The organism is Parapedobacter composti, assembly GCF_900112315.1.
Lineage (GTDB): Bacteria > Bacteroidota > Bacteroidia > Sphingobacteriales > Sphingobacteriaceae > Parapedobacter > Parapedobacter composti.
In genome coordinates, this window is record NZ_FOLL01000010.1 from 112,416 (window position 1) to 129,236 (window position 16,821).

Here is a 16,821-nt window from a genome sequence, read left to right on the forward strand (position 1 = left end):
GTTTAACAAACACCCAAAATCTTCCGGCAAGTGTTCATTTGGGGCAGAGTTCGATGGTGGAAACACGCTCATTTATATACCCCATTCCGGAAGCGGGCTGTACAGGCCTGAACTATTTTTTCTTATGCCTGTTTTTTCTTAAACGCTTTTTACGTTTGTGGGTAGCCATTTTGTGTCTTTTTCTCTTTTTTCCGCTTGGCATAGCTTAATTTTTTTAATGAATGATTGAATTAATTTATTTACTCAACTCATCGATTTTACGATTGATGAATTGGGTGAGGGTTGGATCTGCGGCTAAATCCCGGCTTTTTTCAAAAGCGGCTATCGCTTCGCGTTTCAACCCAATGTTTTCGTAACTCGTTGCGAGGTAAAAATAAGATTCTGCGTCTGGCTGTTGTTCAATTACCGTTTTGAAACGGTCTATAGCACGGTCAAACTGCCGTGATTGCATGGAAAACAAACCTAAGCTCTTGTTTGCCTCTACATGTGAGGGATCTGCTTTTACAACTTCCTGAAGAAGTGCAATTCCTTGCATGGGATTGTCCGTGCCCGTTACATAGGCACTACCTAAGCCTGTTTTTGCATCCAAATCATCTGCATTATACTTCAATGCGTTCTGGTATGCATTAATCGCGTAACTGTTGAGTTCCCGCACCAATGCGGTATCTCGAAGATTGGTATAGGCAGCACGATAAGCATCACCTGCTTTAAACCAATACTCAAATTGAGGCTCGAGCTTGGCGAGTTCCTCATAAACAAAGCCAAGGGGTGCAGGTTTATTTACATCGTCCCATTTGGAGGCGAGTTGTTGGAGGAGAGCTACTTTCTCTGCTCCGGAAGCCTTTGTCAATTTCGATTCTATTGTCGAAATTTCACCGATAATCTGCGGATTCAGCCCTTGTTTGGCCTGCTGCGACATCAGCTCAAAGGTGGCCTGTGATGTTGCGTGAGCATCCGTTGCTGCGTTCTTATCTTCGTTGACCAAACCTTTTATAGGCTGCGCTAAAAGGAACCCCATCAGCGCGATGGTAGTTGTAATAGCGATAATCTGTTTGGTCCGTTGCTGCATGATGGGTTGCTGCTTGCTTTGCAATAAAGCAGAAATTATTTATTGCCTGCCTTTACCTTCTCAACAAATGTTTTGGCCGGTTTAAAGGTGGGTACGTAATGCGCGGGGATTATGATTGCCGTATTTTTTGAAATGTTGCGTGCTGTTTTTTCTGCTCGTTTTTTTACCACAAAACTACCGAATCCTCTTACGTATACGTTTTCACCCCCAATCATTGCGTTCTTTACAACTTTGAAAAAAGCTTCAACCGTTTCTTGGACATCCACTTTCTCCAATCCGGTTTTGTTGGAGATCTCTGCGATAATTTCTGCTTTAGTCATATCTATATTTTTTGTAAATAATTATTTTTCAACACGTAAGCCCTTCCGATGTTGGGGATGCAAAAGTATCGCTTTAAAACGATATCTTAAAATAAAATTGTTAAATTTTTGTAAATGAATGTGTTCCCTGCGTTTCCCATCAAAAATGGCTACAACGTTTTCGTAGATAATTTCTAAAAAGTCGTTAAGGTTCAGCCCATTTTGTTAATATTGGGGATTCAAAATACAGTATAGACCTTATTTTTTACTTATGGATGGAATACAGCAATTTTCTTTAGCTGGCAAGGTAGTAGTGATTACAGGAGCTACCGGGGTATTGGGGGAATCATTTGCTTTGGCGACTGCGGCTGCAGGAGCAAAGGTGGCCGTATTAGGCCGTAATGAGGAACGGGCCCACGCTCGTGTAGAGGCAATCAAATCCAACGGTGGAACGGCCATGGCCGTTATTACCGATGTATTGGATGAAGCTGCCGTACAGCGGGCAAAAGAACAGATTTTAGCCGCATGGGGCACCATAGATGGTTTGGTAAATGCTGCGGGGGGCAACATCCCTGGGGCAACGATAGGCCCTGATCAAAATCTGTTTGAGGCTAAGATAGAAGACACCAAAAAAGCCGTGGAACTCAACCTTTTCGGAACCGTTATTCCTACGCATGTTTTTGGACGGGTGATTGCCGAAAAAGGCAAAGGCTCCATTGTAAATATATCTTCATTGGCTGCACAACAGGCCATCACCCGTGTGCTTGGCTACAATATGGCTAAATGCGCTATTGAAGGTTATACCAAATGGATGGCGGTGGAGCTTGCTCAGCGATACGGTGACAAGATACGCGTAAACGCCATCGCTCCCGGTGTGTTCCTAACCGAACAGAACCGGACGCTGCTTACCAATCCGGACGGATCGTATACCGACCGCGCGCAACGCTTCGTAAACAATACGGCTTACGGCAGGCTAGGCGCCCCACAGGAACTGACTGGCACGCTGATATTTTTACTGAGTGACGCTTCTGGCTTCGTATCTGGAGAAACTATCCTGGTAGATGGCGGTTTCAATGCATGGAGCGGGGTTTAAAATAAAAAGCATAAAGAATAATGACAAAGAAACTTGAACAGACCTGGCGGTGGTACGGCCCTGCCGACACGGTATCTTTACAAGACATTAAACAAGCCGGAGCGACCGGTATCGTAACCGCTCTTCATCATATTCCGCATGGCGAGGTTTGGCCCGTGGATGATATCCGTGAACGTAAAACCGATATTGAGGCAGCGGGGCTTAGGTGGAGCGTGGTGGAAAGCGTGCCTGTGCATGAAGCTATTAAAACCCGAAGGGCAGATGCGCAGCGTTACCTGGAAAATTACAGGCAAACCCTACGAAACCTTGCCCAGGAGGGTATTAAGACGATTTGCTATAATTTTATGCCCGTACTGGACTGGACACGCACCCAACTTGATTTAGAAATGAAAGACGGCTCCAAAGCGCTGTATTTCAATTGGAACGATTTAGCTGTCTTTGATTTGTTTGTACTGAAGCGCGAGGGCGCCGAGCGGGACTACCCCGACGACGTCAAAGCCGAAGCCCAAAGACGGTATGAAAGTTATACGGACGATCAGATCGCTTTGTTGAACACCAATATCCTGATGGGTATTCCTGGCGAACGGAGCACTGAACTGGATGAACTTCGCGAAAGCATCCGCGAGTACGCCGATATCGGTTTTGACGGCTTACGTAAAAACCTAATCTGGTTTTTGTCATCCATTGCCGATGTTTGCGAAGAGCACGGCATCCGCATGACCATTCACCCTGACGACCCGCCTGATCCGATTTTGGGCCTGCCCCGGATAGCCAGTAATAAGGAAGATTTGCTTTACATTATCCGCGAACTGGACAGGCCATTCAATGGCATTTGTTTCTGCACCGGATCGCTGGGCGCTGGCATGACCAACGATATTCCGGCTATTTTTGACGCCGTGAAGGAACGCGTTTATTTTGTGCACTTACGTAATGTCAAGAAAGACGCACAGGGAAACTTCTTCGAGGCTGACCACTTAGATGGCGATGTAAATATGTACGCGGTCATGAAGGCGCTGGTAGCCGAGAACCAACGGCGCAACACACCTATCCCCTTCCGGCCGGACCATGGTCATCAGATGCTGGATGACCTCCAAAAGACCACCGCCCCCGGTTATTCGGCTATTGGCCGTCTTCGCGGGCTGGCAGAATTACGCGGATTAGAACTTGGCATCACTGGTCAATAAAACTTGGCATCACTGGTCAATAAAACGGATATGGCTTATTTTATTCACGATAACTTTCTACTGCATACCGACGTGGCCCAACGGCTGTATCACGATTATGCCAAAGCGTTGCCCATTATCGATTATCATTCGCATTTGCCGCCGGATACGGTGGCTGCCGATTCCTATTTCGATAACATCACACACATCTGGCTGGCTGGAGACCACTACAAATGGCGGGCACAGCGGGCGCTGGGCATTCCGGAAAAGTACATCACCGGCGATGCGGATGACCGGGAAAAATTCCGCAAATGGGCGGAAACCGTACCTTACACGCTGCGGAACCCGTTATACCACTGGACCCACATGGAACTAAAGAACCCATTTGGCGTTACTGAATTGCTGGGGCCCGATAATGCTGATGCTATTTTCGATAATACCTCGGCCCGATTGCAAACACCCGGCTTCTCACCCCGTGGGCTCCTGCGCCATTTCAACGTGGAAATGGTAGGCACCACGGATGACCCCACTGACGACCTTAATCACCACCGGATCATCGCTCAGTCGGGATTCGAGACCAAGGTGTTGCCCTCGTTTCGACCGGACAAGGTCTTCCAACTTAGTAAAGGCGATCAATACCGGCACTATATCAGAAAGCTGGAAGCCAGCAGCGGCGTCGCTATTGTTGATCTGGATACTTTGTTGGATGCCCTATGGAAGCGGCTGTATTACTTCCATGCCCACGGTTGCCGCATCGCGGATCATGGCTTGAGTCATCTGCCGGAGGCTGGTACGTCGGCCGTTTCTTTGGATGAGGTATTCAAACAAGTGCTCGATGGCAACGACCGCCTCGCTGCCGAGCATGAAGAAGCGTTCACTTATGTGGTTCTGTCTGAGCTGTGCAAGCTGTATCACGATAAGGGCTGGGTGCAGCAATTCCATCTTGGCCCGCTACGCAACACCAATAACCGGAAATTGCGCGAGCTCGGCCCTGATACCGGTTATGATTCCATCGGCGATTTCCGGCAGGCAGTAAGCATGCAGCGGTTTTTCAATGCGCTGGAAGAAGAGGACCGATTGGCCAAGACCATTGTGTATAACCTGAACCCGTCGGACAATGCCGTATTTGCAGCCATGATGGGAAATTTCCAAGCCGAGGGAATCAAAGGAAAAATGCAATTCGGCTCTGGCTGGTGGTTTCTGGATCAATTAGACGGCATGACCCAACAGTTGAATACATTATCGAATATCGGGCTGATCAGCTGTTTTGTGGGCATGCTTACGGATTCAAGGAGCTTTCTCTCCTACTCTCGCCACGATTATTTCAGAAGACTGCTCTGCAGCCTTTTTGCTGAAGACATCAACCGGGGGCTTATACCGGATGACATCCAGTGGACCGGCAAAATCATCCAGGATATTTGTTACCACAATGCCAAAGGATATTTTGAATACTAACGACTGGGCCGCTGACTTTCCGGCGGCCCTACCGTTCACGGCGACCTCCAGTCCGCTATAGGCCGTCCTATCATAAAAAAAGGACAAGCGATGAAAATCTTCACTTGTCCTATCTTGTAGCCTCGACAGGAATCGAACCTGTATCAAAAGTTTAGGAAACTTCTATTCTATCCATTGAACTACGAGGCCTAAACGTCGGGAGCAAAAATACGATTTTATGCTATATCTGAAAAACATTTCCTCAATCGCGGCATAACGCGGTAAGATAGATGATTTAAATGGCCTATTGACAAAAACAATACTGTTGATGCCAAGGAAACCGTATCTTTGCAGCGTCAAATAAATATTGGATTTACTATGAGTTTTACAGGAAAAAAATTCCCAAACATTACAGTCGATGCCATAGATTACCTCGGCGACAATCTATCTATCAATATTTTTGAGGAAGCCACAAAAAAAGGTAAAAAGGTATTGCTGTTTTGGTATCCCAAAGATTTTACGTTCGTATGCCCCACGGAACTGCATGCCTTCCAAGAGGCATTGCCCGAATTCGAAAAGCGCAACACCGTTGTTATTGGCGCATCATGCGACACCAACGAGGTTCATTTCGCATGGTTGAATACGGCAAAGGATAACGGCGGTATCGAAGGCGTTACCTACCCGATTCTTGCGGATACCAACCGCAACCTTTCGCGCATATTGGGCATATTGGAAGGAGAAGAGAAAGAAAATGACGAATTCGGTTACCTTTTCGAAGGCTCGAATGTACCTTTCCGCGCTACTTACCTCATCGATGAACAAGGCAAAGTATTCCACGAAAGCGTGAACGACATGCCTGTTGGCCGCAACGTAAAAGAGTACCTTCGCCTAATCGACGCTTACGCCCACGTGCAGAAATTCGGTGAAGTATGCCCGGCCAACTGGGAAGAAGGAAAGGAAGCCATGCATGCTACCCGCGATGGCGTGGCCAGCTACTTGGCAAGCCAGGTTTCTCTGAGCTAAGCAATACCACACTAATTAAGGCGCACGGGGGTTGACGTTTCGCTCAACCTCCGCGCCTCTCCAAAAAAATTTTTGTCATGTTAAAAGAATTAGAAAACGATAACTTGGCCGATATCGTCAAGGATAACGATGTCGTGCTGGTACAGTATTCCGCAACTTGGTGCGGGAACTGCAAAATCATGAAACCAAAATTCAAAAAACTGGCCTCAGAAAACGACCACATCCCTTTCGTCATCGCTGATGCGGAGCGCTTTCCGCTGTCCCGGCAATTGGCCAATGTGAGTAATCTGCCCACGTTTGCCGCGTTCAAAGGGGGTAAATTGGTTAATCAGGTACAGACCAATAAATTTGATCCATTAATCGAACTGCTGAATGAAGTTACCCATAATTAAACACTTGGTAGAGTTCATCGATAAGAATGACCAAGACTATGTGCTCGAAACCATTGAGACACTGGAAGCACTTACGGAGGTTCCTTCACTAAAGGATGAAGAACTGGATGTGATTGGAGAACTTATCTCTAACCTATATGGTGCTATTGAAGTGGATAAACTGGTTAAAGGCGGCATGAATCAAAAAGAAGCGCTCAACGCATTCATGACACGGGTACTGGGCTCCATCGATAAGGCATAAGTAATGGCAAAGCGCTGCCAACAACCTCTTGTTGACAACGGCACTTTTGTGGAAAACTTACCGTTTGCCTAACAGCGATTTGGCTACTTATTATTGTAACTTTACCGTTGTTAAAGGTTAACTTCTTATAGGCCGCTTTGGCAGTTTTGGTTAAAACATCTCGTTTTTCCTCTTGGTGCTCATGTACATTGCGGTTTTTTAAGGTGTAAATGGTTTTTTAATTGTTAATTTGCAAAAGCCGTCCCGGCGTAAACTGGGACGGCTTTTGTTTTGTTTTTCTTAAACCGCTATATTTAAACCATGAATGTAAAGCGCTTACTACTTTCACTTTTACCGCTATCCATATCAATTTTTCCATCAATTGCCCAAACACACCCCCCGGCTCATGCAGGGGAAATCAAACAAGCTATCAAGAAACTGAACACGTTGGGCTCGGTACTCTATCTTGCGGCACATCCGGACGACGAAAATACGAGGCTGATTGCTTGGCTGGCCAAAGAAAAATTGTATCGGACCGGCTATTTATCGCTTACCCGCGGTGACGGAGGACAGAACCTTATTGGCACGGAACAAGCGGAAGTACTCGGCCTTATCCGCACCAACGAACTGTTAGCTGCCCGGAACGTGGACGGTGGTGAACAGTTCTTTTCGCGTGCCATTGATTTCGGGTTTTCCAAAACCTGGGAGGAGACCTTTCGCATCTGGGGGCGCGAACAGATCCTTGCCGACGCAGTTTGGGTAATCCGGAAATTCCGGCCGGATGTAATCATCACCCGCTTTCCACCCGATGAACGAGCGGGGCATGGCCATCACCAGGCTTCAGCCCTGCTGGCTATTGAGGCGTTCCGGGCTGCTGCCGACCCGCAACGCTTTCCGGAACAACTCAAAACCATACCAGTATGGCAAGCCAAGCGCTTGCTTTGGAACACATCCAGCTTTTTTCAAGGTTCTCCGCCTTCGTCTGCCCATTTTTTTATAAATGTTGGCGACTACAACCCTTTCGTGGGACAATCATACGGTGAGATTGCCGCCGAAAGCCGCTCAAAGCACAAAAGCCAAGGGTTCGGTTCGCCCCGCCAACGGGGCAATAGCGTGGAACGCTTTGAAGTGTTGCAAGGTGACGCTCCGGAACATACACTCTTTGATGGTATTGAAACCTCGTGGAAGCGCGTAGGGGCGTCTGACGAAATACCGCGCATGATTGACGAACTCTATCATGCATTTGACGGGGAACACCCGGAAAAATCAATTCCCGGACTTATAGCCTTGCTTGACGAAGTGGAACAGATCAACGATACGTATTGGAAAGCACAAAAAACGGCGGAAATCAAAGAGCTTGTCCTGGCCTGCGGCGGGATATGGATGGAAAGTACGGCTCCTGCCCCCAAATATGCCGTGGGCGAACAAATCCCTGTCAGCACCGCTTATATTGTGCGGAGGCCGGGCGTGAAAGTAATGGTGAGTGACACCATCCTTCCCTTCAATGAAATCCATGAAGAAACATCGGCTTTCAACGCCGATCTCGTCACCCAGCCCTACTGGCTACGACGCCCTCACGCATTGGGAAGTTTTGTCATTGACAATCCCAACGATGTGGGCCGGCCGGAAAACAGCAATGCTCCAAAAACCAGCATTACCCTCCAAATTAACGACAGAGCCCTGACGTTTGAACGGCCAATCATTTATAAATATACAGATCCGGTGAGGGGAGAAGTGCATGAACCGCTCGTTATTGCCCCGCCGATTACCGCCAACCTGAACCAAAAAGCATTGGTCTTCAACGGCAATGCACCCAAAACACTGGAAGTGGTTTTTGCCGCTCACGGGCAGCAACCCGTGTCGGCTACTGCTTCGCTTCGTTTACCGGAAGGCTGGAAGGCTGAACCGCAGCAAATAACGCTCTCGTTCTCGGCGAAGTCTGAAGAGACAGTATCCCGGTTTACGATCTATCCCGGCGAACGGTCGTCGCTCACCGACTCGCTCAGCGTGGTCTTACAATACGATGGCGCTGCCGGAACCGCTAAGGCCCTGCGGTCTATTGCGTATGAACATATCCCCCGCATCACATGGTTCCCTCCTTCAGCGGCCCGGCTAAGTAAAATAGAAACGGGTATATCCGCCTCCCGAATCGGCTATTTGCCTGGAGCGGGCGACCTGATTCCAAATACGTTACGGGAAATCGGCCTGCAAGTAGATATATTAAACGAACAAGACGTGCTATCGGGAGACCTATCACAATATGACGCCATTGTCACAGGCGTACGCTTATATAATGTGAACGAACGCGTGCGATATATGCAGCCACGTCTGCTTGACTATGTGAAAAACGGAGGCACATTATTGGTACAGTATAATACGAGCGGTGGACTGAAGATACCTGATCTGGGGCCCTACCCATTCGCCTTAAGCCGCACCCGTGTGACCGATGAAGCAGCTGAAGTAACCTTTATTGAAACTGATAACCGGATACTCAATTACCCAAACAAAATTACGGCTGCTGATTTCGATGGCTGGATACAGGAACGTGGATTGTATTTTGTAAGCGATGCCGACCCCCGATATAATCAGCCGTTACGTATGGCTGATCCCGGTGAAACACCCAATGAAGGCGCTCTCTTGGTAACCCGCTATGGCAAAGGTAACTTTGTTTATACATCGCTTGCTTTTTTCCGGCAATTACCGGCAGGTGTGCCGGGTGCATATAGATTATTTGTAAATTTGCTCGCGAAACCCAATTGATTAAGCATATATTGAAATGGAAAAGCACATTGAAGAACATTCAAAAGAAAAAAACATCAACAGCTACTTTTACCTGCTGGGGGCAATATTCGGCGGATTGACCGGCGGCTTCACGCAAGAGAGCTTTCTCGCGACCATCATTGGCGCCGTGATCGGGCTATTGTTTGCCGGTTTTTTCGTCGGCAACCTGCTCAAAAGCCGGGAGCATGATCGATAAAGGGCTTCCTCCTTTTGTCCGCAATTGGAGACGTTTTTATTGGATTGTTGTACTTTGGTTGCTGGCATTAATCGTACTGTTTTACCTATTCACTAAGCATTTTGGATGAGTAAGACGGATTGGGGAGTGCTGTTCGTTACCCTGCTTGTAATTGTGGTTTATGGTATCTACAAGAGCAGGGGCATCCGCAATATCGATGGATATTTGCTGGGGAATAAGTCATTGCCCTGGTATCACGTAGCACTCTCTGTAATGGCTACGCAGGCCAGTGCTATCACCTTCCTGTCGGCCCCCGGACTGGCATACTCGTCAGGCATGAGCTTTGTGCAGTTCTATTTTGGACTGCCCTTAGCCATGATAGTGTTAAGCATTTCGTTTGTGCCGATTTTTCATCGGCTACGCGTATTTACGGCATATGAATTTTTGGAAAAGCGGTTCGATGTACACACCCGTGCATTTACCGCTTTTCTTTTTCTGCTGCAGCGAGGACTTTCGACAGGCATCACCATCTATGCGCCGGCCATTATCCTCTCCAGCATCTTACAGATCAATGTGGTTTACACGACACTATTTATCGGCGCGCTCGTTGTCCTTTATACGGTATATGGTGGCACTAAGGCCGTATCCTATACACAGCTTTTGCAAATGAGCATCATTTTCGGGGGATTACTCGCGGCGGGCATATTGGTGGTTTATATGCTTCCGGAGGATATAGGCTTAGCAAAGGCCCTGCATATCGCCGGTAAATCTGGCAAGGCAAACGCCATTGATCTATCTTTTGACTGGAATAACCAATACACTTTGTGGAGCGGCCTTATCGGCGGTTTTTTTTTGCAATTATCTTACTTTGGCACCGACCAGAGTCAAGTGGGAAGATACCTCACAGGGTCTTCCATTCGCGATAGCCGCATTGGCCTGCTGATGAATGGGTTGTTGAAGGTGCCGATGCAGTTTGCTATCCTACTGATCGGCATTTTAGTATTTGCCTTTTATCAATACAACAGCCCCCCCATATTCTTCAATAAGTATGAGCTCAACAAAATCGAAAACAGTGAATATGCCCCTGAGGTAGATGCACTAAAAGCGCAACATGAGGCAATTTTCAGGCAAAAACAAGAGCAAATACACCGATTGACGGACGCCCTTGACAGTGATGATGAAGCAATGATCGCTGACGTGCGCGAGCAACTGCGCCATGCCGACGCACAGGCCAAGGAGGTGCGGCAAGATTTGATAGCCCTGATGCAGGAGAACGACAGCCTGGCGGACACTAATGACAACAACTACATCTTTCTGTCTTTCGTCACCGAAAATTTTCCGAAAGGACTCGTCGGACTGTTAGTCGCCATAGTGTTTATGGCGTCTATGGGCGCCACAGCCAGCGCCATCAATTCCTTGGCGTCGACATCGGTCATCGATATCTACAAGCGTTTTGTCAGTAAGGCAGCAAGTGAGCGTGGATACCTTTCGGCATCACGGGCCTTCACCCTCGCTTGGGGGATTTTCTGTGTCATCATCGCCTTGTATGCGAGCAAATTGGGCAACCTATTGGAAGCGGTAAACATCCTCGGTTCGCTCTTTTACGGTACGATACTGGGCATTTTTGTGGTGGCTTTTTATGTCAAGCGGGCCGGCGGCAGGGCGGTACTGTGGGCGGCCATCGTCACCGAAGCGATCATCATCGGCTTGTGGTGGTCCGATGCCATGGCCTTTCTCTGGCTTAATTTGGTGGGCTGCGCCGGCGTTGTGTTATTCGCGCTGCTTTTTCAAAGTTTCCTGCCCAACCTTTACAACACACGAAGGCCATAGAACCGCCGGTACATCGGCCAAGAGCGAGGGAGTGTTCAAGCTTCAGTTGCTCGATGGGGTGGCTATCAGTGATGGTGAAGATCCGGTCTATAGTATTATCCGACAGGCAATTCGTAAACGATGGGAACATTTAAACAGGGCCACCCGGTGCATATACGGTGTCAACCTCCAGCTTACCAAGGAAAGTGTGAACGGTTTGGCGCTCACGCTCAATTATGGTAGACGCAATACAGGTTGGACTAAGTCGGTTTAAAACCGACCCATTAGCGTTAATCCAATGAGGCCGTTATCAGCCGAAGAAACTCACTGCGCGTCCGTTCGTGTGCAAACTCCCCGGTAAATGCTGATGTGGTTGTGACTGAATTTTGCTTTTGTACGCCGCGCATGCACATACATAAGTGTTTGCATTCGATAACCACCGCCACTCCAGCGGGTTGGAGCGTTTGCTGTATGCAATCGCGGATTTCGTTGGTGAGCCTTTCCTGTACCTGCAGACGACGCGCAAAAATATCTACCACACGCGGAATCTTGCTAAGCCCTACAATATGCCCATTGGGAATATAGGCGACATGTGCTTTTCCGAAAAAGGGGAGCATGTGATGCTCACACATCGAATAAACCTCTATATCCTTGACCACCACCATCTGGCTGTACTCCTCTTCAAACATTGCACTGCGCAATATTTCAGCAGCATCTAAATCATAACCATGCGTAAGGAACTGCAACGCCTTGGCTACGCGTTCGGGGGTTTTGAGCAATCCTTGGCGGGAAGGATCTTCCCCCAGCAGCGCTAAGATGTCAGCATAATGGGCAGCTATGCGGGCCACCTTTTCGGGATTATAACGGTCGATTTTCACGTATCCGTCTATTTCTTCTTCGTTGAGTGAAAAATGCTCTTCCATGGTTTCATGTTATTGACGAGTACCACAGCTATCCACCGAAATACTCGACGGCATTATTTTCAGTTTCGACCAGCTTGATGGAATGCAAGAAAACCCCATGCGCTTCTACATGTGGTTTCAATTGGTTAAAAATCTCTACCGCCAGTACTTCGGTAGACGCCATCTTGCCCTGCATAAAATCTACATCAAGGTTAATATTGCGGTGATCAAGCTTATTCACTACTTGTGCCTTAATGATTTTTTTCAGTTCCTTCAGATCAATTACAAATCCGGTTTCCGGGTTAATTTTTCCCTTAACCGTAACAAAAAGTTCGTAATTATGCCCATGCCAGTTTGGGTTTGAACATTTGCCGAAAACCTCTTCGTTTTGCTCGAGCGTCCATCCCTCGCGGTATAGTTTATGCGCCGCATTAAACCGTTCGCGCCGTGTAAGATATATCATAGGCTGCAAAGATACGTTAATTTGAAATTATCCGGTTAATCTACTCTTGCGTTTTTCGGCTACTGCCTGCCAACGATGGTCATCAAACATTTCACTACCTTTGTTGCGTGGAATCCACAAGCAAACGATACTTCATAGAACTCGCCTTTATCGGCACAGCGTATCACGGTTGGCAGATTCAACCGAATGCCGTGACGGTACAGGAGTTGTTGGACAAAGCTTTAACCACTATATTGCGCCAACCCGTAAATACTGTGGGATGCGGCCGGACCGATACCGGTGTGCATGCTACGCAACTTTATGCGCACTTCGATGTCAGGGACGACGAGCTCTTGAAACAGCCGGATGAATGCTGTTATAAACTGAACGCCTTACTGCCCCACGATATCGCGGTTAGACGGCTATTCGCTGTAGCGCCTGGCGCACACGCCCGCTTTGATGCGGTGAAGCGATCATATGAATACCATACACATTTTGGAAAAAACCCATTTCTTCACGGCCGCTCTTGGCAGCTGCGCGGCGTTCCTGATGTGGATGCCATGAACGAAGCGGCCAAAATCTTACTGGAATATGACGACTTTTCATGTTTCAGCAAATCCAATACGCAAGTACATACCCACATTTGCGAAATTATGCGCGCCGAATGGTTATGGGTGAGCGATCAACAGCTGGTTTTTTACATTTCGGCCAACCGATTTTTGCGCAATATGGTAAGGGCTATTGTGGGAACACTGATCGAAATAGGACGAGGGGAAAATAAACCCGCATACATGCATACCGTGATCCAAAGCAAGAGTCGAGCGGTAGCCGGTTCTTCCGTACCTGCATGCGGACTTTACCTCACAGAAGTAATATACCCCTATATTGACCACAATACTGACACATAAAACAACTGGATTTTCCGTTCGGATTATGTAAATTTGAGTCACTAATTTACTAACTATGAATCTCTATCGGATTTCCCTTATCTCTTCTGCCCTGTTCCTACTTTTTTCCTGCCACCCACCCTCTGAAAAAAAAAGCAAAGCCAATACGGATGTTGCCAATCCTTATGTTTATAAACCTTCGATGGGTAATTTACGGGTGACAGGCAACATTAACGATTTGCAAACAGCCAGCGAAATCCGGTACATTAAGCTGCTTGACGATAGAAAACGGGACTCACTTGCAACGGCCGCACTGACCAACGGTTCATTTACATTGACCGCTCGGTTGCCCATGCATGAGGTGTACTTTTTGGAAATCGCAGGAAAATCTACGAGACGAGGCACCAGTGGCCTGGACTGGAAAGAACACATCCCTGTGTATCTGGAAGGAGGATCCGAATTAACGTTGCAACATCAGCCCTTTAACCACGACGGCTCCATCAGTAAGGCCAAGTTTTCGATCGCAGGAGGCGGTGAGGAGCAGCAATTAATAAATGATTGGCAAAACGCGTTAAACGATGCATGGGCTGAAAAAGAAAGCCAGATGGAACATTTCTCGCTGGGCGCTGGAGGCGCGACCAAACTCACCGACACAAAAAACGACTCCGGAAACCGGGAAGCTGACATCACTCAGGGATTTATCCAACAGAAAAGACCGCTGGTAACCTCCCTCTTTTTGATCTATACCACCAATGAGCATCGGCAATACGCAACAGATTACCGGGCGCTGCATGAAGCTGTTTCCAGTCATGCTCGGCAGACAAAATATGGCATTGACCTCGCCCAACGCCTGGATCGTATTTTGAGCCCGGTTCAACGATTAGACCCTGAAACCCAATTGATGGCCGTGAATAAGGGTTTGGCTCCTATCAATTGGGAAGGTTTCAGTCACTTCGATTTTTTGCTGCTTTCTTTTTGGAAAAGCGGCGATAAGGGCCAACACACGGAAATTCTCCGGTTGGAGAAGCAGGCCCCAGCCCTGGATGCGTTAAAAACAGCGGTTATTCACCTGTCAGTAGACCACAGGTTCACCACATGGGAAAAGCTAAGCGAGCCGTTGAATCTGCAGCATAACTATAAGATAAGGAAAGAGGCGCTCCAACCGCTCATAGACTCTCTATACCTGACTGATTTGCCGCGCTATGTTCTTATTCGGCCTAACGGCGACATGCTTAATGCTGATGTAGCCATTGAGCATCTTCCTGACATCCTTGAGGAAATGAAGTGAATGCGGCCAACGGGTTTGACAAATCAATGAATTTAGATAGCGCACAAAGTCGTACTTTTGCACCTACCCATGAGCGAGCCCCAAATAACAGGTAAAACGTACGACGCGGATCTGCTCCGCAGGATGATGCGCTACGTTAAGCCCTACCGTGGTATTTTCATCGCCTCGGTATTCCTTACCATAGTCATGGCGGGTGCCGCCCCGGCACTGCCGATGCTCATCGAATATACGCTGGATCGGTTTATCCTCCAAAACGATACGGATGGTTTGCGTGCAATGCTGCTGATCATGCTGGGCCTTTTGTTGTTGCAGACAGTTATACGTTATTTTCACACGTTAATGACCAGTACATTGGGGCAGTCTGTAATTCGCGATCTGCGCATTGGCGTGTTTAACCACATCACAGGGCTTCGTCTGAAGTATTTTGATAATACACCCATTGGGCGGCTCATTACCCGGACCATTTCAGATTTGGAAACCATTGCCAATATCTTTTCCGAAGGGGTTATCCAAATCATCGGCGATATTTTACAGCTGGTGGTTATCCTGGGCGTAATGTTTTATACCGATTGGAAGTTAACGCTGATTGTGTTAATTCCGATGCCCTTAATGATAGGGGCGACCTATATTTTCAAGGAAGCTATGAAATCTGCCTTCCAGGATGTGCGTAAATGGGTAGCTAACCTGAATACGTTCCTGCAGGAGCATATCTCAGGCATCAGTATTATTCAATATTTTGCGCGCGAGGAACAGGAAATGCGTAAGTTCCAGGCGGCTAACGCCGAACATCGCAATGCGCATATCCGGGCTAACTGGTATTTTTCTATTTTCTTTCCGGTGATCGAAATCATCATGGCAATTGCATTGGGGCTGTTGGTGTGGTATGGCTCTAAGCAGGTTTTGGCTGAAACTCTTTCGCCAGGTGTCATTGTGGCTTTTATCATGTATATCAACATGATTTTTCGTCCTATCCGAGAATTGGTGGATCGGTTCAATACGCTGCAGATGGGCATGGTAAGCGCCGAGCGGATTTTTGCTGTGTTGGACACCGATGAGCGGACACCCGATACCGGCAACATGCAGCCCGCCCAAATCCGCGGGGAGATTGTCTTTAACAACGTGTGGTTTGCTTACAACGACGAGAAGTGGGTGCTGAAAGACATCAGTTTTAAAATTGCTCCGGGTGAAACGTTAGCATTAGTGGGAGCAACCGGAGCAGGCAAATCATCTACGATCAATATACTCAGCCGCTTTTACGAGGTCAATAAGGGTGCCATCTTACTGGATGGAATAGATATCAGGGAATATGAATTGAACTACCTGCGGCGCACCATTGCCACCGTACTGCAGGACGTGTTTCTGTTTTCGGACACCGTAGCCGGCAACATCAGTCTGAATGACCCGGCAATTACACGCGAACAAATTGTTGCAGCAGCCAAACAGGTGGGAGCCCATGAATTTATTATGCGGCTGCCCAATGGATATGACTATCAGGTACAGGAGCGGGGAGCCACACTCTCATCTGGCCAAGCGCAGCTCATCGCATTCATACGGGCACTCGTACATAACCCCAGAATATTAGTGCTGGACGAGGCTACTTCATCCGTTGATACCGAAACCGAAGGGCTCATCCAGCACGCTATTGACACTTTAATGAAAGGCCGTACTTCCATCGTTATCGCCCACCGCCTTTCCACCATCCAAAAAGCAGACAAGATCATTGTGTTGGATAAAGGGGAAATCAAGGAGGTGGGGTCGCATCAAGAACTTCTGCGTATGGACGGCTATTATAAACGCCTGTATGATTTACAGTTCCATTCGGCCGGAATATAGAATAATATAAA

At 47.8% G+C, this 16,821-nt stretch carries 16 protein-coding genes and 1 tRNA gene; 12 read left to right on the plus strand and 5 right to left on the minus strand.

Annotated features, from left to right (window positions below; genetic code table 11):
* Positions 1 to 235 precede the first annotated feature (235 nt).
* Positions 236 to 1,069 (minus strand): tetratricopeptide repeat protein, encoded by an 834-nt coding sequence (locus BM030_RS11775; protein ID WP_090973798.1) that lies wholly within the window; start codon positions 1,067 to 1,069, stop codon positions 236 to 238.
* Between the two features lie 35 nt (positions 1,070 to 1,104).
* Positions 1,105 to 1,389, minus strand: a complete 285-nt coding sequence (locus BM030_RS11780; protein WP_090973799.1) for an HU family DNA-binding protein — start codon at positions 1,387 to 1,389, stop codon at positions 1,105 to 1,107.
* Positions 1,390 to 1,639: 250 nt separating this feature from the next.
* Between BM030_RS11780 and BM030_RS11785 the strand changes: the two genes are divergently transcribed.
* The 3 genes from BM030_RS11785 to uxaC are packed head-to-tail and all read left to right on the plus strand — an operon-like array spanning position 1,640 to position 5,079.
* Positions 1,640 to 2,461, plus strand: a complete 822-nt coding sequence (locus BM030_RS11785) for an SDR family oxidoreductase (RefSeq protein ID WP_090973800.1) — start codon at positions 1,640 to 1,642, stop codon at positions 2,459 to 2,461.
* Positions 2,462 to 2,481: 20 nt separating this feature from the next.
* Entirely contained in the window at positions 2,482 to 3,645 is a 1,164-nt protein-coding gene (gene uxuA, locus BM030_RS11790) for a mannonate dehydratase (protein WP_090973801.1), read from the plus strand.
* Positions 3,646 to 3,675: 30 nt separating this feature from the next.
* On the plus strand, positions 3,676 to 5,079 hold the full coding sequence (gene uxaC, locus BM030_RS11795; protein WP_090973845.1) for a glucuronate isomerase: 1,404 nt from the start codon (positions 3,676 to 3,678) through the stop codon (positions 5,077 to 5,079).
* A gap of 117 nt (positions 5,080 to 5,196) precedes the next feature.
* Here uxaC and BM030_RS11800 read toward each other — a convergent pair.
* A tRNA-Arg gene (locus tag BM030_RS11800) sits at positions 5,197 to 5,268 on the minus strand.
* A gap of 168 nt (positions 5,269 to 5,436) precedes the next feature.
* On the opposite strand from BM030_RS11800, the gene BM030_RS11805 reads away from it, so the two are divergent.
* From BM030_RS11805 to BM030_RS11830, 6 genes are all read left to right on the plus strand, one after another.
* A complete protein-coding gene (locus tag BM030_RS11805; RefSeq protein WP_090973802.1) occupies positions 5,437 to 6,081 on the plus strand; it encodes a peroxiredoxin in 645 nt (214 codons plus the stop codon).
* A gap of 77 nt (positions 6,082 to 6,158) precedes the next feature.
* On the plus strand, positions 6,159 to 6,473 hold the full coding sequence (locus tag BM030_RS11810) for a thioredoxin family protein (RefSeq protein ID WP_090973803.1): 315 nt from the start codon (positions 6,159 to 6,161) through the stop codon (positions 6,471 to 6,473).
* Positions 6,454 to 6,714: a DUF6952 family protein gene (locus BM030_RS11815; RefSeq protein WP_090973804.1), complete on the plus strand. Its 261-nt coding sequence runs from the start codon at positions 6,454 to 6,456 to the stop codon at positions 6,712 to 6,714. The genes BM030_RS11810 and BM030_RS11815 overlap by 20 nt, the downstream gene beginning before the upstream one ends.
* 300 nt (positions 6,715 to 7,014) lie before the next feature.
* On the plus strand, positions 7,015 to 9,453 hold the full coding sequence (locus BM030_RS11820) for a PIG-L family deacetylase (protein ID WP_090973805.1): 2,439 nt from the start codon (positions 7,015 to 7,017) through the stop codon (positions 9,451 to 9,453).
* Positions 9,454 to 9,469: 16 nt separating this feature from the next.
* On the plus strand, positions 9,470 to 9,670 hold the full coding sequence (locus tag BM030_RS11825) for a GlsB/YeaQ/YmgE family stress response membrane protein (RefSeq protein ID WP_090973806.1): 201 nt from the start codon (positions 9,470 to 9,472) through the stop codon (positions 9,668 to 9,670).
* Positions 9,671 to 9,775: 105 nt separating this feature from the next.
* The gene (locus BM030_RS11830) at positions 9,776 to 11,479 is read left to right on the plus strand and encodes a sodium:solute symporter family protein (protein WP_090973807.1); all 1,704 of its coding nucleotides are present in this window, start codon (positions 9,776 to 9,778) and stop codon (positions 11,477 to 11,479) included.
* A 269-nt stretch (positions 11,480 to 11,748) separates the two neighbouring features.
* On the opposite strand, the gene folE is transcribed toward BM030_RS11830, so the two are convergent.
* Positions 11,749 to 12,381 (minus strand): GTP cyclohydrolase I FolE, encoded by a 633-nt coding sequence (gene folE, locus BM030_RS11835; RefSeq protein WP_090973808.1) that lies wholly within the window; start codon positions 12,379 to 12,381, stop codon positions 11,749 to 11,751.
* A gap of 28 nt (positions 12,382 to 12,409) precedes the next feature.
* Entirely contained in the window at positions 12,410 to 12,823 is a 414-nt protein-coding gene (locus tag BM030_RS11840) for a 6-pyruvoyl trahydropterin synthase family protein (RefSeq protein WP_090973809.1), read from the minus strand.
* Positions 12,824 to 12,930: 107 nt separating this feature from the next.
* On the opposite strand from BM030_RS11840, the gene truA reads away from it, so the two are divergent.
* The 3 genes from truA (at position 12,931) to BM030_RS11855 (ending at position 16,810) form a co-directional block, all read left to right on the plus strand.
* Complete coding sequence (truA, locus tag BM030_RS11845; RefSeq protein WP_090973810.1) at positions 12,931 to 13,710, plus strand: tRNA pseudouridine(38-40) synthase TruA; 780 nt, start codon at positions 12,931 to 12,933, stop codon at positions 13,708 to 13,710.
* A 181-nt stretch (positions 13,711 to 13,891) separates the two neighbouring features.
* Complete coding sequence (locus BM030_RS11850; protein ID WP_170845716.1) at positions 13,892 to 14,977, plus strand: DUF4369 domain-containing protein; 1,086 nt, start codon at positions 13,892 to 13,894, stop codon at positions 14,975 to 14,977.
* 69 nt (positions 14,978 to 15,046) lie between these two features.
* Positions 15,047 to 16,810 (plus strand): ABC transporter ATP-binding protein, encoded by a 1,764-nt coding sequence (locus BM030_RS11855; protein WP_090973812.1) that lies wholly within the window; start codon positions 15,047 to 15,049, stop codon positions 16,808 to 16,810.
* The last annotated feature ends 11 nt before the right edge of the window (positions 16,811 to 16,821 follow it).

Excerpts from the sequence above, each read along its gene's own strand:
- BM030_RS11775 (WP_090973798.1), bottom strand. The coding sequence starts at position 1,069 with ATGCAGCAACGGACCAAACAGATTATCGCTATTACAACTACCATCGCG.
- BM030_RS11780 (WP_090973799.1), bottom strand. The coding sequence starts at position 1,389 with ATGACTAAAGCAGAAATTATCGCAGAGATCTCCAACAAAACCGGATTG.
- BM030_RS11785 (WP_090973800.1), top strand. The coding sequence starts at position 1,640 with ATGGATGGAATACAGCAATTTTCTTTAGCTGGCAAGGTAGTAGTGATT.
- uxuA (WP_090973801.1), top strand. The coding sequence starts at position 2,482 with ATGACAAAGAAACTTGAACAGACCTGGCGGTGGTACGGCCCTGCCGAC.
- uxaC (WP_090973845.1), top strand. The coding sequence starts at position 3,676 with ATGGCTTATTTTATTCACGATAACTTTCTACTGCATACCGACGTGGCC.
- BM030_RS11805 (WP_090973802.1), top strand. The coding sequence starts at position 5,437 with ATGAGTTTTACAGGAAAAAAATTCCCAAACATTACAGTCGATGCCATA.
- BM030_RS11810 (WP_090973803.1), top strand. The coding sequence starts at position 6,159 with ATGTTAAAAGAATTAGAAAACGATAACTTGGCCGATATCGTCAAGGAT.
- BM030_RS11815 (WP_090973804.1), top strand. The coding sequence starts at position 6,454 with ATGAAGTTACCCATAATTAAACACTTGGTAGAGTTCATCGATAAGAAT.
- BM030_RS11820 (WP_090973805.1), top strand. The coding sequence starts at position 7,015 with ATGAATGTAAAGCGCTTACTACTTTCACTTTTACCGCTATCCATATCA.
- BM030_RS11825 (WP_090973806.1), top strand. The coding sequence starts at position 9,470 with ATGGAAAAGCACATTGAAGAACATTCAAAAGAAAAAAACATCAACAGC.
- BM030_RS11830 (WP_090973807.1), top strand. The coding sequence starts at position 9,776 with ATGAGTAAGACGGATTGGGGAGTGCTGTTCGTTACCCTGCTTGTAATT.
- folE (WP_090973808.1), bottom strand. The coding sequence starts at position 12,381 with ATGGAAGAGCATTTTTCACTCAACGAAGAAGAAATAGACGGATACGTG.
- BM030_RS11840 (WP_090973809.1), bottom strand. The coding sequence starts at position 12,823 with ATGATATATCTTACACGGCGCGAACGGTTTAATGCGGCGCATAAACTA.
- BM030_RS11850 (WP_170845716.1), top strand. The coding sequence starts at position 13,892 with ATGGGTAATTTACGGGTGACAGGCAACATTAACGATTTGCAAACAGCC.
- BM030_RS11855 (WP_090973812.1), top strand. The coding sequence starts at position 15,047 with ATGAGCGAGCCCCAAATAACAGGTAAAACGTACGACGCGGATCTGCTC.